The organism is Alsobacter sp. P4_H11 (genome assembly GCF_056400925.1).
Map to the genome: position 1 here is coordinate 209,913 of NZ_JBFUKI010000003.1, position 21,358 is coordinate 231,270.

The following is a 21,358-nucleotide window of genomic DNA, read 5'->3' on the forward strand; positions in this document are numbered from 1 at the left end:
AGATGATTCAGACATCTGGACGCAACGTTTAACTCCAGATTTCAAGTTCATTGATATTGGTCAATCCAAGTTCCTTTGGGTGACCTTCCATGACAGTCCGTTCGAAGATCCACGCTCTGATTTCAGCCTTCCTGAAGAACCAGTATGGCGGCATGGGGGTGATGGCCGCCGCGATGATGGTCGTCCTCATCGCCATGGCCGGCTTCGCCATCGACTACACGAGACTGAGCAGGGAGCAGGCCGAACTGCAAAGCATTGCGGACGCGGCGGCTGTGGCGGCTGCGGCGGAGCTCAACAAGGATCCGAGCGCCGACTTCAAGAGGGCGGCGAGGGAACTCAAGAAGGGCAACCAGGAGCAGATCGGCGCATTGAAATTCGAGGCGACGCACGACTCGACCGCCCGATCCGTGAAGGTGGTTCTCACAGCCAAGAAGAAAAACTATTTCGGCGCTTTCCTGGGACGAGACGTCTCGACTGTCATCGCCACCTCTGTGGCGAACTACGGCAAGTTGCCCGCAATCGAAATCGCGATCGCGTTCGATGTGACTGGTTCAATGAAATATATCGGCAACGGCGATAGCGACGAGACGGTCGCTTACCCGAAGCCCGGCAGCAAAGCCGAGCAGGCCAAGAAAGGTCTGAAAAAGTTTCTCAAGAAACTCGAAAACCTCACTGACGTGAAGGTGGCGCTCGTTCCGTTCGCGACGGTGGTCAAGATCCACGCCGATTCAACCCGCTACCAATCGTGGCTGGACTGGAGCGCCGGTTCCGTGGCGTCCGTCTCTCAAACAGCCTGGGAAGGCTGCATCGTCGATCGGGAGGTCAATATTGCGCCTTTCGTTTCGCAGCATTCGGCGAAGTATCCGGCGACGACGTGCAAAAAGGACCGCTGGGACGCGGTGCGGTGGACCGGCAGCACTGCCAATGATGTATCGAGCTTCACCACTGTCGGGGCGATCGAACATCGCATCAACGCTTTGCAGTTCGACGGCTGCACCAACATCACGCTCGGAGCCTATTGGGGCGGTGTCTTGCTCGATCCAAGCGGCCCACTCGCGGGCGCGTCGAACTGGAATGAACGAAAGAAAATCCTCCTCTTGATCTCGGACGGCATGAACACGACCGACCGATGGACGTCGATCCCGAATGCGGGCGAGTGCGCTCGCAAGACGAGCATGGACCCGCTCACGATCAAAACCTGTGACGCGATCAAGGAGAAGGGGATCGACATCTACACGGTCAACGTCGTCAACGGCGACCCCCACGTGCTGAAAGCCTGCGCGAACGACTCGGATCATTATTTCTACTCGACCAGCGCCGCCAAGATCGTTGATGATCTCGACGCCGTGCTGGACGCGATCCGAAAACAATCGATCGTCACAGTCGTGAAATAGCGCCTCGACCGGGCTTCGGCGCAAACGGGATCTTGCACCGCCGTCGTGTCAGCCGACACGGCGGCGGGTCTATATTTGGTCCAACGCCATTTTCGAGGGCCAGCCATGAGCGCCGCCACGCAAACGACTTCTCCGGCCAAGCCCATCGCGGCCGGAACCCGCATCGGGCATGTCCACCTCAAGGTCGCCGATCTCAAGCGCGCGGTCGCGTTCTACTCGGGCGTGCTCGGCTTCGAGGTGCAGCAATACTACGGCGACCAGGCCGCCTTCCTGTCAGCCGGGGGCTATCACCATCATCTCGGCCTCAACACCTGGGAGAGCCGCGGAGGGTCGCCGCCGCCGCGCGGAACGACGGGCCTATTCCACACCGCGATCCTTTACCCGACCCGGCGCGATCTCGCGGACGCATTGCGGCGGCTGATCGAAGCCGGCGTCCAGCTGAGCGGCGCCTCCGACCACGGGGTCAGTGAGGCGCTCTACCTAGATGACCCGGATGGCAACGGCGTCGAGCTCTATTGGGACAAGCCGGAAGCCGAGTGGCCCCGCAACCCGGACGGCTCGCTCGCGATGGTGACGCAGCGGCTCGACCTGAACGGGTTGCTGCGGGAGCTGGAGGCGTAAGCCTCCAGCTGCGAAGTTGACTGTCGGCGGCCCGGCTCACGCCGCCCGCTTGGCTCCAGCGGCGCGGCCGTAGAACGTCTCACCGCTCGCCGCCATTTCGCGCAACTGCGCATTCGGCTCGAAGCGGGCGCCGTACTTCGCAGCCAGCTTCTCGCAAAGAGCGACGAAGGCCTTCGCGCCCATGCCGTCGATGTAGCTCAGCGTGCCGCCCGTGTAGGGCGCGAAGCCGAAGCCGATGATGGAGCCGACATCCGCCTCGCGCGGATCGGTCACGATGCCCTCCTCTACCGAGCGCGCCGCCTCCAGCGCCTGGGTGACGAGCAGCCGCTGCTTCAGCTCCTCGACATCCAGCGCATCCGCGTCGAGCTGCTGGCCCGCGATGGCGGCGAGACCGGGCCAGAGCGTCTTCGGGCCCTTCTCGGGGTAGTCGTAGAAGCCCTTGCGGTTCTTGCGGCCGAGGCGGCCTTCGGTTTCGACCAGCGTCGTCAGGAGCTTCTCCTGCACGGGATCGATCGCCGCGTCGCCAAGCTGGGCCTTGGTGGCCTTCACGATCTTGAGCGCGAGGTCGATCGCGACTTCGTCGTTCAGCGAGAGCGGCCCCACCGGCATGCCGGCCATCTTGGCCACGTTCTCGATCATGGCCGGCGGCACGCCTTCCATGAGCATGAGGTGGCCTTCGCGGATGTAGTTGCCGACGCAGCGGTTGGCGTAGAAGCCGCGCGCGTCGTTGACGACGATTGGAGTCTTCTTGATCGCCCGGACATAGTCGAGCGCCAGGGCCAGCGCCTTGTCGCCCGTCTGCTTAGCCATGATGACCTCGACCAGCAGCATCTTCTCCACCGGCGAGAAGAAGTGGATGCCGATGAACTGGTCGGACCGCTTGGCGTAATCGGCGAGGCCGGTGATCGGCAGCGTCGACGTGTTGGAGCCGAAGATCGCGGTGGACGGCATCGCGGCCTCGGCCTTGACGATCACCTCGGCCTTGACCTTGGGATCCTCGAACACGGCCTCGATCACCAGGTCGCAGTCAGCCAGCGACGCGTAGTCGGCCGAAGGCGTGATGCGGGCCAGCAAGGCGTCGCGATCCGCCGACTTGGCGCGCCCCTTCATGATCTGGTCGGAGACGAGCTTGTGCGAGTAGGCCTTGCCCTTCTCGGCCGCGTCAATGTCGCGGTCGATCAGCACCACGTCGATTCCGGCGTTGGCGGTGACATAGGCGACGCTCGCGCCCATGAAGCCGGCGCCGATCACACCGACCTTCTTCAGTCTGGAAGCCGGGACGCCGGCCGGGCGACGCGCGCCCTTGTTCAGCTCCTGCATGGAGACGAACAGCGTGCGGATCATCGCGGCCGCCTCGGGCGAGCGCAGGATCTTGGCGAAGTAGCGGCTCTCGACCTTGAGGGCGAGGTCCATGGGCAGTTGCAGGCCCTCATAGACGGCGTGCAGCACGGCCTTGATGGCCGGGTAGTTGTTCTGCGTCTCGCGGCGGTAGATGGCGTTGGCGGCGGGCCACACCATCATGCCCTGGGGCGAGTAGACCTTGTTCGACGGCAGGCGGTAGCCCTCCGCATCCCACGGCGCCTTCGCGACGCCGCCGGCCAGGATCCACGCCTTGGCCTTGGCGACGATCTCGCCCTTGGGGGCGACCTCGTGGACGAGGTTCATGCTCTTGGCGGCGGCGGGGCGGATCTGCTCGCCCTTGAACAGCATCTGCAAGGCGTCGCCGGTCTGCATGAGCCGGGCGACGCGCTGCGTGCCGCCTGCCCCCGGGAACAGGCCGACCTTGACCTCGGGCAGGCCGATGCGCGTGGCCTTATCGTCCGAGACGACGCGGTAGTGGCAGGACAGGGCGAGCTCGAAGGCGCCGCCGAGGCAGACGCCGTTGATGGCGGCCGCGAAGGGCTTGCCGCAGGTTTCGAGGCGGCGATACAGCAGGCTCAGCCTGCGGCTCTCGTCGAAAAAGAACTGCATGGCGGTTTCCTCGCCCTGCTGCTTGGCGAGCTTGTGGTAGGCCATGCCGAGGCCCTGCAGCATCGTGAGGTCCGCGCCGCCCGAAAAGCTGCCGTCCTTGCCGGACGTGATCACGCAGCCCTTGATGGCCGGGTCGGCCGACACGGCGTCGATGAGCTTGCCGAGATCTTCCATCACCTGCGGGGTGATGACGTTCATCGACCGGTCGGCCATGTCCCAGGTGGCGAGGGCCACGCCGTCGGCGTCCACGTCGAAGCGGAAATTCGCGAGTTCCATTGGGTGTCTCCCTGTTCCGCTTGCGTCAGACGCGCTCGATGATCGTCGCCGTGCCCATGCCGGCGCCGATGCACAGCGTGATCAGCGCGGTGGACTTGCCGGTGCGTTCCAGCTCGTCCAACGCCGTGCCGATCAGCATCGCGCCGGTGGCGCCGAGCGGATGGCCGAGCGCGATCGCGCCGCCATTGGGGTTCACCTTGGCGGGGTCGGCGTCGAAGGCCTGCATGAAGCGCAGCACCACGGCGGCGAAAGCCTCGTTGACCTCGAAGAGGTCGATGTCGGCGATCGACATTCCGGCGCGCTGCAGCACCTTTCTGGTGACATCCACCGGGCCGGTGAGCATCAGGGCGGGCTCGGAGCCGATATTGGCGAAGGCCCGGATGCGGGCGCGGGGCTTCAGGCCGGCGGCCCGACCTGCGTCGGCGTTGCCGACCAGCACGGCGGCGGCCCCGTCCACGATGCCGGACGAGTTGCCGGCGTGGTGAACGTGGATGACCTTCTCGACCTCAGGGTGCGCCTGCACGGCCACGGCGTCGAAGCCGCCCTGCTCGCCCATCATCACGAAGGAGGGCTTCAGGCTGGCGAGCGACTGCATGTCGGTCTGCGGCCGCATGTGCTCGTCCGTGGCCAGGATGGTGAGCCCGTTGACGTCGCGCACCGGCACGACGGACCTGGAGAACCGGCCCTCGTCCCAGGCGACCTTGGCGCGGCGCTGGCTTTCCACCGCGTAGGCGTCCACCTCGTCGCGGCTGAAGCCGTATTTCGTGGCAATGAGGTCGGCCGATACGCCCTGCGGCATGAAGTAGGACTTGATCGCGATGGCCGGGTCCACCGGCCAGGCGCCGCCCGAAGCGCCGATGCCGATGCGGCTCATGCTCTCCACGCCCCCCGCGACCGCGAGGTCCTGCTGGCCGGACATGACCTGCGCGGACGCGAAGTTCACGGCGTCAAGGCCCGAGGCGCAGAAGCGGTTGATCTGAATGCCCGGCACGCTGTCGCCGTAGTCAGCCACGAGCGCCGCCGCGCGGGCGATGTCGCCGCCGGCCTCGCCGACCGGATCGACGCAGCCGAGCACGACGTCGTCGACCTTGGCGGGGTCGAGGTCGTTGCGCTCGCGGATCGACCGCAGCGCATGTGCGGCGAGCGCCAGCGAGGTCACCTCATGGAGGGAGCCATCCTGCTTGCCGCGTCCCCGGGGGGTGCGGACGGCGTCGAAGATGTAGGCGTCGGGCATGGTGGTCTCCCTGGGGTCCGCCGTCGCGCGGCGGTTGGAGTGATCATACGTGTAGCGTCCCGCCGCGCCACGTCCTTCTCCCCTCGGGAGAAGGTGGCCCGAAGGGCCGGATGAGGGTCTGGCGCGTGGGACATGGGGTGCTCAGCGAAACGACTGGCTCTAGTCCCTCATCCGTCGGCTTCGCCGACACCTTCTCCCGGGGGGGAGAAGGGCCGCGCGCACAAAGTGTCAGAACGCCTCGGCCGGCAGCGCCATGATCACATCCGAACCGGCCGAGATGCGCGCGAGATGCGCGGCGGTCTCTGGCAGCATGCGCTCCATGAAGAAGCGGGCCGTCACCAGCTTGGCGTCGAGCACGGCGGCGTCACCCTCTCCTGCGGCTTTCTTGGCCGCCGCGGCCTCGACGATGCGCACCCACATGTACCCCATGGCGACGAGGCCGAAGAGGTGCATGTAGTCGACGCTGCCCGCGCCGGCGTTGTCGGGCTTGGCCATGGCGTTGTTCATGAACCACATGGTGGCCTGCTGCAGGTGCTGCAAGGCGCCGCCCAGAGGCTTGCAGAAGGGGGCGAGCGTGGCGTCCTCACCCTTCTCCTTGAGGTAGGTCCCGACCTCGTTGAAGAAGCCCATCACGGCACGGCCGCCGTCCTTGGGCAGCTTGCGGCCGACGAGGTCGAGCGCCTGGATGCCGTTGGCGCCCTCGTAGATCATGGCGATGCGGGCGTCGCGGACGAACTGCTCCATGCCCCATTCGGCGATGTAGCCATGGCCGCCGAACATCTGCTGGGCGCGCACGGCGTTGTCGAAGCCGACATCGGTGAGCACGCCCTTCAGCACGGGCGTCAGGAGGCCGAGCCAGTCGTCGGCCTGCTGGCGCTCCTTCTCGTCGCCGCCACGATGGGCGACGTCGCTCTTCAGCGCCGTGTAGAGCACCAGCGCGCGGGCGGCCTCGTTGAAGGCGCGGATCTGCAGCAGGTTCCGACGGACGTCGGGGTGGACGATGATGGGGTCCGCAGCCTTGTCGGCCGCCTTGGCGCCGGTCAGCGAGCGGCCCTGGATGCGGTCCTTGGCGTAGGCCACGGCATTCTGGTAGGCGACCTCGGACTGGGCGAGACCCTGGATGGCGACGCCGAGGCGGGCCTCGTTCATCATCACGAACATGGCCGCGAGGCCGCGGTTCTCCTGGCCAATGAGCCAGCCGGTCGCCTCGTCGTAGTTCATAACGCAGGTGGCGTTGCCGTGGATGCCCATCTTGTGCTCGATGGAGCCGCAGGACACGCCATTGCGGTCGCCGAGCGAGCCGTCGGCCGCAACCTTCACCTTCGGGACCACGAAGAGCGAGATGCCCTTCACGCCCTCCGGCGCGCCCTCGATGCGGGCCAGCACGAGGTGGATGATGTTGGACGTGATGTCGTGCTCGCCGGCCGAGATGAAGATCTTGGTGCCGGTGATCTTGTAGGAGCCGTCCGGCTGCGGAACAGCCTTGGTCTTGATGAGCCCCAGATCCGTGCCGCAATGCGGCTCGGTGAGGTTCATGGTGCCGGTCCACTCGCCGGCGATCATCTTCGGCAGGAACAGCGCCTTCTGCTCGGGCGAGCCGTGGGTGTGCAGCGCCGCGATGGCCCCCATGGTGAGGCCCGGATACATGGCAAGCGCCATGTTGGCCGAGGACGAGAACTCGTTGACCACCGCAGCCAGCGTGTAGGGCAGGCCCTGGCCGCCATATTCGGGATCCGCTGCTAGGCCGATCCAGCCGCCTTCCGAGAAGGCGTTCACGGCGTCCTTGAAGCCCTTCGGCGTCGACACGCTGCCATCGTCGTGCCGGACGCAGCCTTCCAGGTCGCCCACACGGTTGAGGGGCTGCAGCACCTCTTCGCACAGCTTGGCGGCCTCGCCGAGCACCGCCTCAACCACGTCCGGGCTAGCGTCCGCAAAGCCCGGCAGGTTGCTGTAGCGCTGCATGTGAAAGACGTCGTTCAGCAGAAACAGAACGTCCTCGACAGGAGCCTTGTAGGACGGCATGGCGGCATCTCCTCGCTGCGCTCGGATCGGATCGCTCGTGGCGCCCGATCCCGCGATTTGGTTTACATATAAACCTTTTCTGACTGATTGGAAAGAGGTCCCTATGCAACCGGGGAGCGCCAACTCCGGGCTGCTTTCACAAAACTTAACAGCCAGGGAACAATCCTTAACCCCCTGTTTACCGTGTTTCTTGAAAAGTCGGAGCGTGAAGCCCGTCTCCGATTTGTTTAGGCGGGGGCAGATTTCGCAACCGCATCGGCTTCCGCCGGCGTGGCCAGTAGCGGGCCCCTCGCCCGCGCCAGAACGAGCGTGACGATGAAACAGGCGATCCCGTGGAGCGTGAAGGGTGTCGACGCCAATGCGCGCGATACCGCGAAAGACGCGGCGCGCCGGGCCGGCATGACGCTCGGCGAGTGGCTCAACACCGTGATCGCCGAAACCGCCGAGCAGCGCGAGGCACGGGAAGCCCGGGAACGCGACGAGCGGGAGGCGCCGGCCCAGCACGAACCCGTCGCCCTTCCTGCGGGTGACGACGAGCGCGCCGCGGCCGAGAAGCTGGCCAGCCTGGAGAACCGACTGGAGGCGCTGTCGCGCCGCGCCAGCGAGACCGCCCTTCCGCGCCCCTCACAGCGCCACCCCGACCCGCAGCGCAATGATCTTGCGGCCGTGCTCGAGCGTGCGATGCGCGAAACGCAAGCCCGCACGGACGCCGTCGAAGCCAAGACCGCCACGGCGCTGGATTCGATGGTTCGCTTCATGGAGCGCGCCGACCACCAACGGCGCGATGAGCTCGGCACGCTCGCACAGGCGCAGGAACGCACCTCAGTCGCCTTGCGGGATGCGCTGGCGCTCGTCACCGGGCGCATGGATTCGCTCGAACACTCGATTTCCCGGCGCGACGGGGCGGAGCTGCAGCCCATCAAGGCCGCGATCCAGCGCCTCGAGATGCGGCTGGATGAACGCATCCCAGCCCCGCGCGAAGGCGGAAGCCGCATCGAATCCAAGATGAAGGATCTCGAGGCCCGGCTGGTCGACATCGCCGACAAGCTGGCCGAGACCGAGCAGAGCGAGCACCGGGACGCGCCGCGGGTTCGGTCGGACCGGATCGCCCGCATCGAGGAGAAGCTTGCGGCGGTCCTGAACGTCCTCGACGGCCAGCACGGCCGGGCCGCCTACGATGACGAGGCGGACGACGTTTTCGACGAAGCCCCCGCCCAGACGATGGACGAGGCGATCTCGCAGATCCGCAGCCGGCAGCAGAGCCTGGAGGGCGCGCGCGAACGTCGGGCCGCCAGCCAGGATCGCACGGCGGAGTTGCTGGACGGGTTGCGCGGTGACGTGATCAGCCTGGCGCAGCGGCTGGAGCGGATCGACGAGCCGCGCGACATCCCCGGCGTGGACGCGATGCGGCGCGAGCTCGCCGACCTTGCGCGCTCGGTTCACACCACCGCCAACCGGAGCGATTTCGCCGCGCTGGAGCGCAGCATCGGCGAATTGTCCGAGCGTATCGACGCCTGGCAGGGCAGCGCTCCTGCGGGAACCGGCGTCACAGCGGCCGAACGCGTCATCGACGACATGCGGGCGCTGATCGAGGAACTGCGCCCGGTCGCGGGCCTCACCACCCTGCGCGACGACATCAGCGCGCTGGCGACCCGGCTCGACCGGGCGCCGCAACATGGCCTTTCGGCCGAAACCGCCGAGGCGATCCTCTCGCAGATCATGGATCTGCGGGCTTCCGTGGGCAAAGCCGCCCGGCCAGTCTCGCTCGAGCCGCTGGAGCGCCAGGTTGCGGCGCTGAGCGAACGCCTCGAGCTGGCGCTCTCCGCCAAGCCCTCGCGCGGCGGCGACAAGGCCGGCCTCGGCGACATCGCGGCCGCCGTGGCGGACCTGCGCGCAGCCGCCCGCGAATTCCAGCCCGACGAGCGCTTCTCGCGCCTCGAGCGGCAGATCGGCGACCTCGGGCAGCGGCTGGACGCCAGTGCGGCCGAGCCGGACCGCAGCGCCTTTGATGACATCCGCAGCCGGCTGGACCGCGTCCAGAGCGCCGTGGAAAGCCAGGCGCGGCCTGATCTGAGCCCGCTCGAAAGCCTCATCGGCACGCTGACGGACAAGCTCGCCACCGTGCAGGCGGGGGCCAGCGACAGGCCATCGCTGGACGGCCTCTCCGACCAGCTCGCCCGCATGACGGCCGCGCTGGAACGTTCGGGCGAGGGCTTCTCGGCCCTGCGCAGCATGGAGCGCTCCATCGGCGACCTGTTCGCCAAGATCGAGGACGCGAAGCTCGGCGCCATTGAGGCCGCCGACATCGCGGCCCAGCGCGCGGCCGAGCAGGCCACGCAGCGCTTCGCCGCCTCGGCGGAGCCCGCTCGCCCTGCCTCCGAGTTCGCCGAGGTGCGTACGCGCCAGACGCTCGAGGCCGTGCACGACACGCTTGAAAAGATCGTCGAGCGTCTCGGCATGCTCGAATCCGACATGGCGAGCGACCGCGTCCGCCTGCTGAACGTGGCCGAGAAGGCCCACGCGGCCGCGGTGGAGACGCCTGCGCCGACCCCGGCGCCGGCTTCGCCCAGCGTCACGGCCCAGAAAATGGCCGCAGCGGCCGCGGCGGCCGAGGCGGCTCGCGCGCTTGGACCGCAGGTCCGCGCCCCGGCGCCCAAGGCTCCGACGCGCAGCCCCGAAGCAGAGCGCCCCGCGCCTGCGGCCCCGCAAGCGCCCGTTCTGGACCTCGGCGGCGACCTGCCGCTCGAACCGGGAAGCGGTCGCCCGACCTATGGGGCCGAGCCGTCCGAGCCTGCAGCCGGCCGCAGCGCCAGCCAGGACAGCCCCCAGGCGAGCTTCATCGCGGCGGCGCGCAAGGCCGCCCAGGCAGCCCAGGCTACGCAGGCGGCCGAGCCCTCCAAGCCGCTGTTCAGGCTCGGCCGCGGGGCCGCCGGCGCCCCGACAGTCAAGGAATCCAAGCGCAGCAAGAACGCTGCCGTGGACGGCGAGACGAGCGCCACGGGTTCGGCGGTCGACCAGGTTCGCGCCTATGTGGACGCCAAGCGCCGTCCGATCCTGATCGGCCTCGCCGCCATCGTGCTCGCGCTCAGCAGCGCCCAGGTCGCCCGCCACCTGCTCAGCGCCGACCCGTTCGAGGGAACGCCTCCCCAACTCGACGCGCCGCAGAGCGCGCCCGCGAAGCCCTCCAAGGCGTCCGAGGCCCCGTCTGCGCCGAAGCCCGACAAGGAAGCGTCCGCGATTACGGCTCCGTCCGTCGCGCCGGCGCAGAAGTTCAGCCTGAACAACCAGCCGATCGCGCCTGGGCCGACCGGCTTTGGCCCGACGGATCCCTCCACGGTGGGCTCGCTCGGATCGGCACCGAGCGTCGCGCCGTCCGCCGCCCCTCCCGCCGCTGGGCCCGACCTTGGCGCTTCGGCCGATCTCCCGGCCGGCCAGTGGCCGAAGCCGCTGCAAAAAGCCGCCGCCCTGAACGACCCGGCCGCCGCATTCGAAGTCGCGACGAGGCTGGCGGATGGCCGCGGCGTCGCGCGCGATCCCAAGCTTGCGGCCAAGTGGTTCGAGAAAGCCGCCAGCCTCGGCCTTGCGCCGGCGCAGTACCGGCTGGGCAGCATCCTCGAGAAGGGCGTGGGCGTTCCGCGCGATCTCGCGGGCGCCAAGACGTGGTACCAGCGCGCCGCGGAGGCCGGAAACGCGAAGGCGATGCACAATCTCGGCGTCGTGATCGCGGACGGCGCGGGCGGTAAGCCGGACTATGCGGGCGCGGCGACATGGTTCCGCAAGGCCGCCGAATTCGGCGTTCGCGACAGCCAGTACAATCTCGCGATCCTGACCGCCCGCGGCCTCGGCGTGCAGCCGAACCTGGCCGAGAGCTGGGTGTGGTTCTCGCTCGCCGCGGCGCAGGGAGACCAGGACGCGGCCAAGAAGCGCGACGAGGTCGCGGCGCGGCTCGACGCCGAGGCGGCCAATCAGGCCCGTGCGGCGCTGCAGGCCTTTAAGCCGAAGCCGACCGATCCGCGCGCCAACGAAGTGGCCCCGCCGCCCGGCGGCTGGGAGCAGGAGCCTGTCGGCCTGCAGGGCCTGCCCAAGGGCAAGTCGGCGCGGCTCTGAGCCGGTCGCCGGCCGCGCTTGGCGCGGCGCCGGCGCAACGGCGGTCGTGAAACGGCCACGGCGGAGCTTGGCGGCGTTGACGAGGCCGGGTCGCTCCGGTTCATGAGAAGCGTCCGCGCCCGCTGCCGGAAGGACCGCCGTGCAGATCTACCTGCCCATCGCCGAGTTGCCGATCAGCATCTTCCTGGTGCTGGGCATCGGCGCGGCCGTCGGCTTCATTTCGGGCATGTTCGGCGTCGGCGGCGGGTTCCTGATGACGCCGCTGCTGATCTTCATCGGCATTCCGCCGGCCGTCGCGGTGGCGACCGAAACGGCGCAGATCGCGGCGTCGTCGATGACGGGCGCGATCGCGTATTGGCGGCGCCGCGCGCTGGACTTCAAGCTCGGCGGCGTGCTGCTGGCCGGCGGCGTGGTCGGCACCGTGCTGGGCGTCGCATTTTTCAACTCGATGCGCCGGCTCGGTCAACTCGATCTGGTAATCACGCTCTCCTACATCACGCTGCTCGGCTCGGTGGGCGGGCTGATGTTGACGGAGAGCATCAAGTCGATGCTGTCGGCCCGCCGCGGAACGGTCGCGCCGCTGCGCCCCGTCGGCCATCCCTGGTATTTCCGCCTGCCGCTGCGCATGCGGTTTCACCGCTCGAAGCTCTATGTGAGCGTGCTGCCGCTGCTGCTCCTTTCGGTGCTGATCGGCTTTGCGGGCGCGGTGCTGGGCATCGGCGGCGGCTTCCTGATGGTGCCGGCGCTGATCTACATGTTCCGGGTGCCGACCGCCGTGGTGGTGGGCACGTCGCTGTTCCAGATCCTCTTCACGATGGTGGCCGCCATCATCCTGCATTCGGCGACCAACCAGTCCGTCGACATCATTCTGGCGCTGCTGCTTGTGGTGGGCGGCGTCTTCGGCGCGCAGTTCGGCGCCCGGGCCGGCCAGAACATCCGGGGCGAGCATTTTCGCCTGCTGCTGGCGTTGATCGTGCTGGCCGTCGGCGTCCGCTTCGCCTCCGAGATCGTGCTGAAGCCGGACGAGATTTACTCGATCGGCCTCACGGAGATCCGCCGTTGAGGGGCGCCCGCCTCCTGGCCGCGTGGCTTTCGCTGCTGCTGCTCGGCGGGCGGGCCGACGCCGAGGCGCTCGTGCTGTCCCTGTCCAACCACCGGGTTCAGATCACGTCCACATGGGCCGGGTCGGACCTGGTGATCTTCGGCGTGATCGACAACGACCGGCGCAGCGTGACCCGGCAGGAGCCCTACGACGTCGTGGTCACGGCGATCGGCCCGCGCGCCTCCACGGTGGTGCGCGAGAAGGTGCGGCTGGGCCCCATCTGGATGAACCTGCAGCAGCGCAAGTTCTTTGAGGTGCCGATCACGGTGGCGCAGATCTCGTCCCGGCCCATCGCGGCGATCACGTCGCCCGACCTGCGCCGACGCTTTGGGCTTGGCCTCGAAGCGCTGCTGGATCCGGCGGGCTACGACCTGATCTATGATCCGAGCTTCCGGTCGGCGCTGATCCGCCTCCAGCGCAACGCCGGGCTCTACAAGACCGACGAGCGCGGCGTCACCTTCATCACACCCTCGATCTTCCGCGCCATCGTGCCGGTGCCTCCCACGGCGCCGCTGGGCGGCTACGAGGTCAATGTGGCGCTGTATTCGGGCGGCGTCCTGCTGGCGCGCGAGAGCACCAATTTCGAGGTGTCCAAGGCCGGCTTCGAGCAGGCCGTCGCGACGGCGGCCCGGCAGCACCCGTATCTCTACGGCCTCGCGACCGCCGCCATGGCGCTGATCTTCGGCTGGCTCGCCACCGTGATCTTCCGCCGCGACTGAATGCGCCACTGGCGGATTCGCCACGCCTTGGCTATCGCTGCGCCTGACCTGCAGGAGTGACCATGACCGAAACCGCCGCCACCCCGGCCGCCGTCGACGACCGCGCCATCCCGACCAGCGCCATGCTGCTGGGCGGCGCGGGCGTGATCCCGTTTGTGGTTCTGGGCGTCGCCGCCCTGGTGCAGGCCGAAAGCCGGGTCGGCCTGGCGCCGGGCTTCTTCCGGGCCGCCCTGGTCGGCTACGGGGTGGTGATCACGTCGTTTCTGGGCGGCGTACGCTGGGGCGTGGGCCTGCTGCTGCCGGATCGCACGCAGGCGCCGAGCCTTTTTGCTATGTCGGTGCTGGCGCCGCTCGTCGCCTGGGGCGCGCTGTTCATGCCGCGCCCGCACGATCTCGTGGTGCTGATCGGGTGCTTCCTGGTGCTGGGCGTGTCCGACATTGCGCTCGCGTCGCGCGGCTCCACGCCGCGCTGGTACGGCACGCTGCGGCTGCTGCTCACGGCCGCCGTGGTGCTGGTTCTGATCGGCGTGCTGGCGCTGACGCCCGGCGTGGAAGGCTAGTCCGGCCGCAGTTGCGCGGGCGACACCGCGTAGACCCGCTCCGACCCCACCACATGGGCGGTGAAGCGACGCCCGAACAGCGGCGTAAACGCCCGGTCGAGCACGTTCAGCCCACCCGCATAGGCTCCGAAGGCCGGCATGACGCAGCGGCGGCCATCCGACACGAAGCAGCGCCGGCGCACCGCACGGCCGCGGCCCACCACCTTGGCGGCCGGATGCAGGTGGCCGGAAAGCTCCGGCTCATCCCCGCCTGCGGAGGGCTCGTGCCGGAAGGTCACGCCCGCGATGGACAGCGCGTCGTAGGCACGTCCTCCCAGGCCGTCCGGCGCGACAGGGTCGTGGTTGCCGGCGATCCAGATCCAGTCCGCCCCGGTCTGCAGAATGCGCAAGGCCGCGAGATCCTCGGATGGCATGCGCTCCAAGGCCCGGACGTCGTGCAGGCCGTCGCCCAGCACCAGCACGGTCGCGGGGCGAAAGCGCGCCACCACGGCGGCCAGCGACGCCAGCGTGGCCCGGCTGTCATAGGGCGGCAGCATGCGGCCGCGCTGCGCGAAGGCGGAGCCTTTTTCGAGGTGCAGGTCCGCGACCACGAGCATGCGCTCGCGCTCCAGGAACAGCGCGCCCGAGCGGCACGCCGCGAACACGAGTTCGCCGACCGCGAGGGGGGACTCGCAAGCCTCGCCCGTCGCCCAGGTGATCGGACGCGCGTTCACGCCGGGGTTTTCCCGGCCAGCGCCTCGTCCATCATCTCCGCTTCCGCCTCGGCCAAGATGTCCTCCGCCGCCTCGCCATACACCGCCTCGCGGCCGATCTCGAGCATGACCGAGATCGCGAGCGGCGAGACCCTCTCGAGGGCTTTGTGCACGATTCGCCCCCTGATGCGCGACAACATCCCGGCGAGGCGCTTCAAGTCGAGGAGACCAGTCGCCGCATCCTGCCGCGTCGCCTTCAGGAGGATGTGGTCCGGCTCGTGCCGGCGCAGCACGTCGTAGACGAGGTCCGTCGACATCGTGACCTGCCGGCCGGTCTTCTCCTGGCCGGGGTGGCGGCGCTCGATGAGCCCGGCGATGATGGCGCATTGGCGAAAGGTGCGCTTCATCAGGGCGGATTCGTCCAGCCACTCCTCCAGGTCGTCGCCCAGCATGTCCTCGGCGAAGAGGTCCGTGAGATCGAGCCGGCCCTGCGCGACGGCGGCGCTCATGTCCGATAGAGCCCAGACGGCGAGGCCGTAGTCGGTCGCCACGAAGCCGAGCGGGCGCAGGCGGGCGCGCTCCAGCCGCCGCGTCAGCAGCATGCCGAGCGTCTGGTGCGCCAGGCGGCCCTCGAACGGGTATGCGACGAGGTAGTGGCGCCCGGCGCGCGGAAACGTCTCCACCAGCAGGTCGTCCTGACGCGGCAGGACCGACCGCAGGCGCTGGTTCTCCAGCCACTCGGCGACGCCGCCCGGCATTCGGCCCCACTCGGAAGGGTCGGCCAGCATGGCGCGGACGCGTGCGGCCAAAAACGTCGAGAGCGGAAACTTGCCCCCCGCGTAGCTCGGCACCTTGGGGTCCGTGCCGGCCGGCGCGCGCGACACGACGACCTCGTTCTCGGCCAGCGCCTCGAAGCGCAGCACCTCGCCGGCGAAGATGAAGGTGTCGCCCGGGATGAGGTTTTCGGCGAAATATTCCTCCACCTCGCCCAGCACGCGGCCGCCGCGGGCGATGACGCCCGGCGATCCCGGCCGCGCGTGCTTGATGCGGCCAAGCCGGACCTTGAGCGACGTAGCCTCGATGATGGTGCCGACGTTCATGCGGTATTGCTGGGCAATGCGCGGGTTCGAGACGCGCCAGAGCCCGTCCGTCCCTTTCCGAATCTTGGCGAAGCGGTCATAGGTCGACAGCGCGTAGCCGCCCGTCGCGACGAAGTTCATCACCCGGTCGAAATCCTCGCGCTCCAGCCCCGAATAGGGGCTGGCGGATGAGACTTCGGCGAAGAGGTCGTCGGCGTCGAACGGGCCCGCGCAGGCCATGCCGAGCACGTGCTGCGCCAGCACGTCGAGCGCGCCGATGCGGGCGTCGGGCGTGTCCTGGGCGGCGACCTCGACGGCGTCGAGGGCCGCGCGGCATTCCATGATCTCGAAGCGGTTGGCCGGCACGAGGAAGGCCTTGGACGCCTCGTCCATGCGATGGTTGGAGCGGCCGATGCGCTGCATCAGCCGGCTCGCGCCCTTGGGGGCGCCGATGTTGATCACGAGGTCGACGTCGCCCCAGTCGATGCCGAGATCGAGCGTGGAGGTGCACACCACCGCGCGCAGCTTGCCGGCAGTCATCGCGGCCTCGACCTTGCGGCGCTGCCCGACGTCGAGCGAGCCGTGATGCAGCGCGATGGCGAGCCCATCCTCGTTGATGCGCCAGAGCTCCTGGAACATGAACTCGGCCTGCATGCGGGTGTTCACGAACACCAGCGAGGTCTTGTGCGCCTGTATGGCGGCATAGACGGCCCCCATGGCGTGCACGGCGTTGTGGCCGGCGAGCGGCAGGATGCGGGCGCCCTCCAGGATGCGGATCAGCGGCGGCGCGCCACCCTCGACCACGACGAGGTCGGCCATCGGAGGGCCGCTCTGCGGCGCCGCGGCGGCGTGACTCTCCGGCGTCGTGGCGCCGTGACTCTGTGGCGCCAGGTAGCGACGCAGGTCATCGGGCTCGCGCACGGTGGCGGACAGGCCCACCGCCGTGAGGCCGGGCGAGAGCCGGTTCAGCCGGGCCAGCCCCAGCGACAGCAGGTCGCCGCGTTTGGAGGTGACGAGCGCGTGCAGCTCGTCCAGCACGACGCGCCGCAGATCGCCGAACACCGTCTGGGCGTCACGATGCGCCAGCATCAGGGCGAGCTGCTCGGGCGTGGTCATCAGGATGTCGGGCGGACGCTGCATCTGGCGCGTGCGCTTGTGCGAGGGCGTGTCGCCGGTGCGCGTTTCGATGCGGATCGGCAGCTCCATCTCGGCGATGGGCGCCTCAAGGTTGCGGGCGATGTCGGTCGCGAGCGCCTTCAGGGGCGAGATGTAGAGCGTGTGGAGGCCCCTGCCCTTCAGCCCGCCCGACGGCGCGTCCGCCAGCTCGATCAGGCTGGGGAGGAACCCGGCGAGGGTCTTGCCCGCGCCGGTGGGGGCGACCAGCAGGGCCGAGCGGCCGGAACGCGCCCGCGCCAGCAAGGCGAGCTGGTGGGGACGCGGCGCCCAGCCGCGCGCCGCGAACCAGCGCTGGAAGCGCTCGGGAAGAAGGGCGGCGTCGGGGGTTGGGGCGTTCACCGCCTTTAGGTAGCGCCCGAGGGGCCGGACGTCATCCCTGGCGACGCGGCGGCCCGTGTGCGGCCTCACACATCGGCCCGGCCGCGCGCAGGGCATTGTCCCGCCATGGCCGAGAGAGAACCGGCCAACCCCAACGCCGGGCCGTCCGGCCCGCCACCCAGGAGTTCGCCATGACCGCAATCGCCGCCCGCACCGCCCTGCCCTCCCGCGCTCGCAAGCTCCTTGTCGGCGGCCTCGCCGCGCTCACCTTTGGCGGCTCCGTGGCGGCCACCGCGACGCCGGCCTCGGCGGGCGGCTGGGGCTACCATCACGGCGGCTGGGGGTATGGCGGCGCAGCGGCGGCCGGCGTGGTTGGCGGGCTGGCGCTCGGCGCCCTCGCGGCTTCGGCCGCTCGCCCCACCTATTACGGCCCGGCCTATGTGGCGGGCGACTGCTACGTCGTCCACCGGCGCGTCCTGACCGACTATGGCTGGCGCCGGGTGCGCCGTACGGTTTGCGACTGATCCTTTTTCGAACGGCCAGGTCGCGGCCTTGAACCTCCACGCGACCTGTCCCCGACGGCCCCGCGTTGCCCCCGCGGGGCCGTCATTTTGTTTCGGAAGGTGGCTCAGGCAGCCGGAAAGGTCCGTCGCGCCAGTCCGGGATAAAGCCGCCACTGGCCGACGCCGCGCACGCCGAGAAAGACCAGGAAGGCGATCCAGAGCCCCGCATTGGTCCAGGCGCCCACGAGCGCGACGCCGCCGTAGAACACGGCCAGATAGATCGCCAGGGCGGCCAGCATCAGATTGCGCATGGCCGCCGTCCAGGTCGCGCCGACATAGACGCCATCAAACGTGAACGCGGCGGCGCCGACCAGCGGCGTCAGCGCGGCGAGCGGGAGGTACGACTTCGCGGCCCCGCGAACGGCCTCATTCGTCGAGATCGCGTCAATGAACGCCGCGCCGCCCATCAAGGCGGCCGCCGAGACGGCAGCTCCCACGCCGAGGCTCAGTCCCAGGGTCAACCGCACCGTCGACCGGAACCCGCGCTCGTCGCGAGCGCCGACCGCCTGGCCGCAGAGTTGCTCGGCCGCGGTCGCGAAGCCGTCCAGGAAATAGCTTCCGATCAGGAAGAGGTTGTACAGCACCGCGTTCGCGGCGAGCGCGACGTCCCCGGCGCGAGCGCCCTGGGCGGTGAAGAACGCGAAGGCGGACAGAAGCGCAACGGTCCGGATCGCGACGTCGCGGTTCACGGCCAGCATGCGGCGCAGCGCCGGCCCCTCCACGATGGCGCTCCACGCCAGCCCGCGCGGCAAGCCGCCGATGCGGCGCAGCAGCAGCACGCCGCCTAGAAGGCCGATCGCCTCGGCCAGGAGGGTCGCGAAGGCCGCGCCCTCGATGCCCCATCCAAGGCCGGGCACGAACAGGATCGTGCCCGCCACCTTGGTGAGGTTGAGCCCGACCTGCAGCAAAAGCCCCAGATCCGTGCGGCCGCGCCCGATCAGGGAGCCCAGAATGGCGTAGTTGCTCAGCGCCAGCGGCCCCGACCAGATGCGGATGGCGATATAGGCGCGCGCCGCGGCGTCGACGGCCGGGCTGGCGTCCATCAACGCGAAGGTCGCCGCCATGATGGGGCGCTGCAGCACGATCAGGGCCACGCCGAGCGTGACGGCGAGCACCAGCGCCCGCGCGAGCGCCAGAGCGACGTCCCTGTCGTCGCCTGCGCCATGGGCCTGGGCGGTGAGCCCGGCGGTGCTCATGCGCAGGGAGCCGAGGCCCCAGAACAGCATGTCGAACAGCACGGCGCCGATCGCCACGGCGCCGAGGAGGTGGACCTCGCCCAACCGGCCGATCACGGCCGTGTCCACCAGGCCGATCAGCGGCTCGGTGAGATGAGCGAGCATCAGGGGCGCTGCGAGCCCAATGACGCTCGCCGCCGTGGCCTCGACGGGCCGGCGGGCGCGCTCGAGCACCAGACCGGGCTCAGTTGCGGCCGAAAAGCCGCATCAGCAACCAGATCGGCACCACGATCACCGCGCCGTAGACGAAGTAGCGGAAGACCTCGCGCACCGCGCCGAAACCGAGATCCATCACCCGATCGATGAGGTCGCGCAGTCCCCGCAGCAGGTCGGGCGGCGTGAGCCCGAACAGGGACAGAAACGCGCCGACCAGAACGGACATGAAGATCAGCTTCACGAGCACCGCGCCCGGCGAGCCGCCGAGCACGCGAGAAAAGTCCGAGTTGGCCATCATCGTCTCCAGCCCGCGCAGATCGGGCGATTCCACGCCGTCACTGATAGCACGATCACGGCTGAATCACGGCCATGGCGCTCTGGACCTGCGTCCCGAAGGGCGGTTCTATGGCGGCCCAACTTCGCGACCGGAAACACCTCATGCTCGTCGACCCCACCGCCTTTGATCCCGCCACGGTGGATCCGGACACGCAGAAGCTGAACGCCGACATTCTCGCCAAGCTGAGCGGCCTGCCGGACCAATGGTCCGTGCCGCCCGCGGTTGTGCGCGAGCGCCGCAAGCAGGGGCTCGGCGCGTTTCCTCTGGTTCCGCCCAGCCGGCGCGCCCGCACGCTGACGATCGAGGGGCCGGGCGGTCCGCTGGAGTTGCGTGTCATCGCCCCGGACGCGCCGACCGGGGTCTACCTCCACATCCACGGCGGCGGCTGGGTGTTCGGCACGGCCGACATGCAGGACGACCGGCTGGAGCGGCTGGCGCAGAATTGTGGGCTGGCCTGCGTGTCGGTCGAATACCGGCTCGCGCCCGAGAACCCCTATCCGGCGGCGCCGGACGATTGCGAGGCGGCCGCGCTCTGGCTGGTTCGCGAGTGCCAGGCGCGCTTCGCGACCGATCGGCTGTTCATCGGCGGCGAATCCGCCGGCGCCCATCTGGCGGTGGTGACGCTGCTGCGCCTGCGCGATAGGCACGGGCTCACGCCCTTTCGCGGCGCAAACCTCACGGCCGGCTGCTACGACCTCGCGCAGACGCCGAGCGTGCGGCGCTGGGGCGACCTGAAGCTCGTCCTGAACACGCGCGACATCTTCCTGTTCGCGCAGAATTTCCTGCGGCTGAAAGGCGACCTTCGCGACCCCGACGTGTCGCCCATCCACGCCGATCTTGCGGGCTTGCCGCCCGCGCTGTTCTCGGTGGGAACACGCGATCCGCTTGTGGACGACAGCCTGTTCATGGCGTCGCGCTGGACGGCGGCCGGGAATGCGGCCGAACTCGCCCTGTGGGCCGGCGGCGCGCACGTGTTCATCGGCTTTCCGGGGCCGCTGACCGAAAAGGCGCTGGCGAAGACGGACGCGTTCCTGAACGGGCTCTGATCCCGCGAAGGCGGGCGGTCTTGGCTACTCCACCGCCACCGGCTGCCCGGCAGCGATCTTGGAGGCCGCGATCACGGCCTGCGTCCGGCTCTCCACGCCGAGCTTCTGCAGGATGGCGGAAACATGCGCCTTCACGGTGGCTTCCGACACGCTGAGCTCGTAGGCGATCTGCTTGTTGAGCAGCCCTTCCGACAGCATCATCAACACGCGGACCTGCTGGGGCGTGAGGCTGCCGAGCCGACGAACGAGATCACCGGTTTCGCGATCCATCGGCGACGTCATGTCGACATCCGGCGGCGTGTAGGCGCCGCCATCGAGCACGTCCCGAATGGCGCCGCGCATGGTCTCGACATCGACGCTCTTGGGGATGAAGCCCGATGCGCCGAACTCGATGCAGCGGCGGATGACGCCGCGATCCTCGTTGCCGGACACCACCACCACCGGCGTGCCGGGGTGCTGCGCGCGCAGATACATCAGCCCCGAGAAGCCCTGCACGCCCGGCATGCTGAGATCGAGCAGCACGAGATCGAGATCGGCGCCCTTGCCGAGGCAGTCGGTGACATCCTCGAAGGTGCCAGCCTCGACGATGTCGGCTTCGGGAACCACCCCGGCGAGCGCGGTTCGCAGCGCGCCCCGCACCAGCGGATGGTCGTCGGCGATCATGATCCGAGTCTGTGCCGTCGCGCTCAAGCTCGCCTCCCCCGATGGAACCTTGTTGAAACCGGTCCGCATTGTGAACATTCCGCGAAG

Annotated in this window: 16 protein-coding genes; 8 read left to right on the forward strand and 8 right to left on the reverse strand. The window is 69.0% G+C overall.

What is annotated here, in order from left to right:
• Positions 1-89 precede the first annotated feature (89 nt).
• Positions 90-1,394 (forward strand): pilus assembly protein TadG-related protein, encoded by a 1,305-nt coding sequence (locus AC1DSZ_RS06745; RefSeq protein WP_476837605.1) that lies wholly within the window; start codon positions 90-92, stop codon positions 1,392-1,394.
• A 105-nt stretch (positions 1,395-1,499) separates the two neighbouring features.
• Positions 1,500-2,015 carry a VOC family protein gene (locus AC1DSZ_RS06750; RefSeq protein WP_476837606.1) on the forward strand — a complete coding sequence of 172 codons (516 nt, stop codon included), beginning with the start codon at positions 1,500-1,502 and terminating at the stop codon, positions 2,013-2,015.
• A gap of 36 nt (positions 2,016-2,051) precedes the next feature.
• Here AC1DSZ_RS06750 and AC1DSZ_RS06755 read toward each other — a convergent pair whose 3' ends face one another.
• The 3 genes from AC1DSZ_RS06755 to AC1DSZ_RS06765 all read right to left on the reverse strand — a co-directional run bounded on the left by AC1DSZ_RS06755 (position 2,052) and on the right by AC1DSZ_RS06765 (position 7,518).
• Positions 2,052-4,262 (reverse strand): FAD-dependent oxidoreductase, encoded by a 2,211-nt coding sequence (locus AC1DSZ_RS06755; protein WP_476837607.1) that lies wholly within the window; start codon positions 4,260-4,262, stop codon positions 2,052-2,054.
• Positions 4,263-4,287: 25 nt separating this feature from the next.
• Positions 4,288-5,496: an acetyl-CoA C-acetyltransferase gene (locus tag AC1DSZ_RS06760; protein WP_476837608.1), complete on the reverse strand. Its 1,209-nt coding sequence runs from the start codon at positions 5,494-5,496 to the stop codon at positions 4,288-4,290.
• Between the two features lie 228 nt (positions 5,497-5,724).
• Positions 5,725-7,518, reverse strand: coding sequence for an acyl-CoA dehydrogenase C-terminal domain-containing protein (locus AC1DSZ_RS06765; protein ID WP_476837609.1), 1,794 nt, complete (start codon positions 7,516-7,518; stop codon positions 5,725-5,727).
• A 315-nt stretch (positions 7,519-7,833) separates the two neighbouring features.
• On the opposite strand from AC1DSZ_RS06765, the gene AC1DSZ_RS06770 reads away from it, so the two are divergent.
• The 4 genes from AC1DSZ_RS06770 (at position 7,834) to AC1DSZ_RS06785 (ending at position 14,006) form a co-directional block, all read left to right on the forward strand.
• On the forward strand, positions 7,834-11,625 hold the full coding sequence (locus tag AC1DSZ_RS06770) for an SEL1-like repeat protein (protein WP_476837610.1): 3,792 nt from the start codon (positions 7,834-7,836) through the stop codon (positions 11,623-11,625).
• 139 nt (positions 11,626-11,764) lie between these two features.
• Positions 11,765-12,688, forward strand: coding sequence for a sulfite exporter TauE/SafE family protein (locus AC1DSZ_RS06775; RefSeq protein ID WP_476837611.1), 924 nt, complete (start codon positions 11,765-11,767; stop codon positions 12,686-12,688).
• Positions 12,685-13,446, forward strand: coding sequence for a TIGR02186 family protein (locus AC1DSZ_RS06780; RefSeq protein ID WP_476837612.1), 762 nt, complete (start codon positions 12,685-12,687; stop codon positions 13,444-13,446). The genes AC1DSZ_RS06775 and AC1DSZ_RS06780 overlap by 4 nt, the downstream gene beginning before the upstream one ends.
• A gap of 62 nt (positions 13,447-13,508) precedes the next feature.
• Positions 13,509-14,006 (forward strand): DUF3429 domain-containing protein, encoded by a 498-nt coding sequence (locus tag AC1DSZ_RS06785; protein ID WP_476837613.1) that lies wholly within the window; start codon positions 13,509-13,511, stop codon positions 14,004-14,006.
• Here AC1DSZ_RS06785 and pdeM read toward each other — a convergent pair.
• Positions 14,003-14,719: a ligase-associated DNA damage response endonuclease PdeM gene (pdeM, locus tag AC1DSZ_RS06790; RefSeq protein ID WP_476837614.1), complete on the reverse strand. Its 717-nt coding sequence runs from the start codon at positions 14,717-14,719 to the stop codon at positions 14,003-14,005. The genes AC1DSZ_RS06785 and pdeM overlap by 4 nt on opposite strands.
• Entirely contained in the window at positions 14,716-17,292 is a 2,577-nt protein-coding gene (locus tag AC1DSZ_RS06795) for a ligase-associated DNA damage response DEXH box helicase (protein ID WP_476837615.1), read from the reverse strand. Before AC1DSZ_RS06795 ends, pdeM begins: the two co-directional genes overlap by 4 nt.
• Before the next feature lie 170 nt (positions 17,293-17,462).
• Between AC1DSZ_RS06795 and AC1DSZ_RS06800 the strand changes: the two genes are divergently transcribed.
• A complete protein-coding gene (locus AC1DSZ_RS06800; protein WP_476837616.1) occupies positions 17,463-17,795 on the forward strand; it encodes a hypothetical protein in 333 nt (110 codons plus the stop codon).
• A gap of 104 nt (positions 17,796-17,899) precedes the next feature.
• Here AC1DSZ_RS06800 and AC1DSZ_RS06805 read toward each other — a convergent pair whose 3' ends face one another.
• Entirely contained in the window at positions 17,900-19,243 is a 1,344-nt protein-coding gene (locus tag AC1DSZ_RS06805; protein WP_476837617.1) for an MATE family efflux transporter, read from the reverse strand.
• Positions 19,244-19,253: 10 nt separating this feature from the next.
• Positions 19,254-19,520: a DUF6460 domain-containing protein gene (locus tag AC1DSZ_RS06810; RefSeq protein ID WP_476837618.1), complete on the reverse strand. Its 267-nt coding sequence runs from the start codon at positions 19,518-19,520 to the stop codon at positions 19,254-19,256.
• Between the two features lie 143 nt (positions 19,521-19,663).
• Between AC1DSZ_RS06810 and AC1DSZ_RS06815 the strand changes: the two genes are divergently transcribed.
• Positions 19,664-20,608, forward strand: coding sequence for an alpha/beta hydrolase (locus AC1DSZ_RS06815; protein ID WP_476837619.1), 945 nt, complete (start codon positions 19,664-19,666; stop codon positions 20,606-20,608).
• A gap of 24 nt (positions 20,609-20,632) precedes the next feature.
• On the opposite strand, the gene AC1DSZ_RS06820 is transcribed toward AC1DSZ_RS06815, so the two are convergent.
• Positions 20,633-21,271, reverse strand: coding sequence for a response regulator (locus tag AC1DSZ_RS06820; protein WP_476837810.1), 639 nt, complete (start codon positions 21,269-21,271; stop codon positions 20,633-20,635).
• Between the last annotated feature and the right edge of the window lie 87 nt (positions 21,272-21,358).

What these genes read in the sequence shown, in the direction of transcription:
- AC1DSZ_RS06745 (WP_476837605.1), top strand. Translation starts at nt 90, where the DNA reads ATGACAGTCCGTTCGAAGATCCACGCTCTGATTTCAGCCTTCCTGAAG.
- AC1DSZ_RS06750 (WP_476837606.1), top strand. Translation starts at nt 1,500, where the DNA reads ATGAGCGCCGCCACGCAAACGACTTCTCCGGCCAAGCCCATCGCGGCC.
- AC1DSZ_RS06755 (WP_476837607.1), bottom strand. Translation starts at nt 4,262, where the DNA reads ATGGAACTCGCGAATTTCCGCTTCGACGTGGACGCCGACGGCGTGGCC.
- AC1DSZ_RS06760 (WP_476837608.1), bottom strand. Translation starts at nt 5,496, where the DNA reads ATGCCCGACGCCTACATCTTCGACGCCGTCCGCACCCCCCGGGGACGC.
- AC1DSZ_RS06765 (WP_476837609.1), bottom strand. Translation starts at nt 7,518, where the DNA reads ATGCCGTCCTACAAGGCTCCTGTCGAGGACGTTCTGTTTCTGCTGAAC.
- AC1DSZ_RS06770 (WP_476837610.1), top strand. Translation starts at nt 7,834, where the DNA reads ATGAAACAGGCGATCCCGTGGAGCGTGAAGGGTGTCGACGCCAATGCG.
- AC1DSZ_RS06785 (WP_476837613.1), top strand. Translation starts at nt 13,509, where the DNA reads ATGACCGAAACCGCCGCCACCCCGGCCGCCGTCGACGACCGCGCCATC.
- AC1DSZ_RS06800 (WP_476837616.1), top strand. Translation starts at nt 17,463, where the DNA reads ATGACCGCAATCGCCGCCCGCACCGCCCTGCCCTCCCGCGCTCGCAAG.
- AC1DSZ_RS06810 (WP_476837618.1), bottom strand. Translation starts at nt 19,520, where the DNA reads ATGGCCAACTCGGACTTTTCTCGCGTGCTCGGCGGCTCGCCGGGCGCG.
- AC1DSZ_RS06815 (WP_476837619.1), top strand. Translation starts at nt 19,664, where the DNA reads ATGCTCGTCGACCCCACCGCCTTTGATCCCGCCACGGTGGATCCGGAC.
- AC1DSZ_RS06820 (WP_476837810.1), bottom strand. Translation starts at nt 21,271, where the DNA reads ATGATCGCCGACGACCATCCGCTGGTGCGGGGCGCGCTGCGAACCGCG.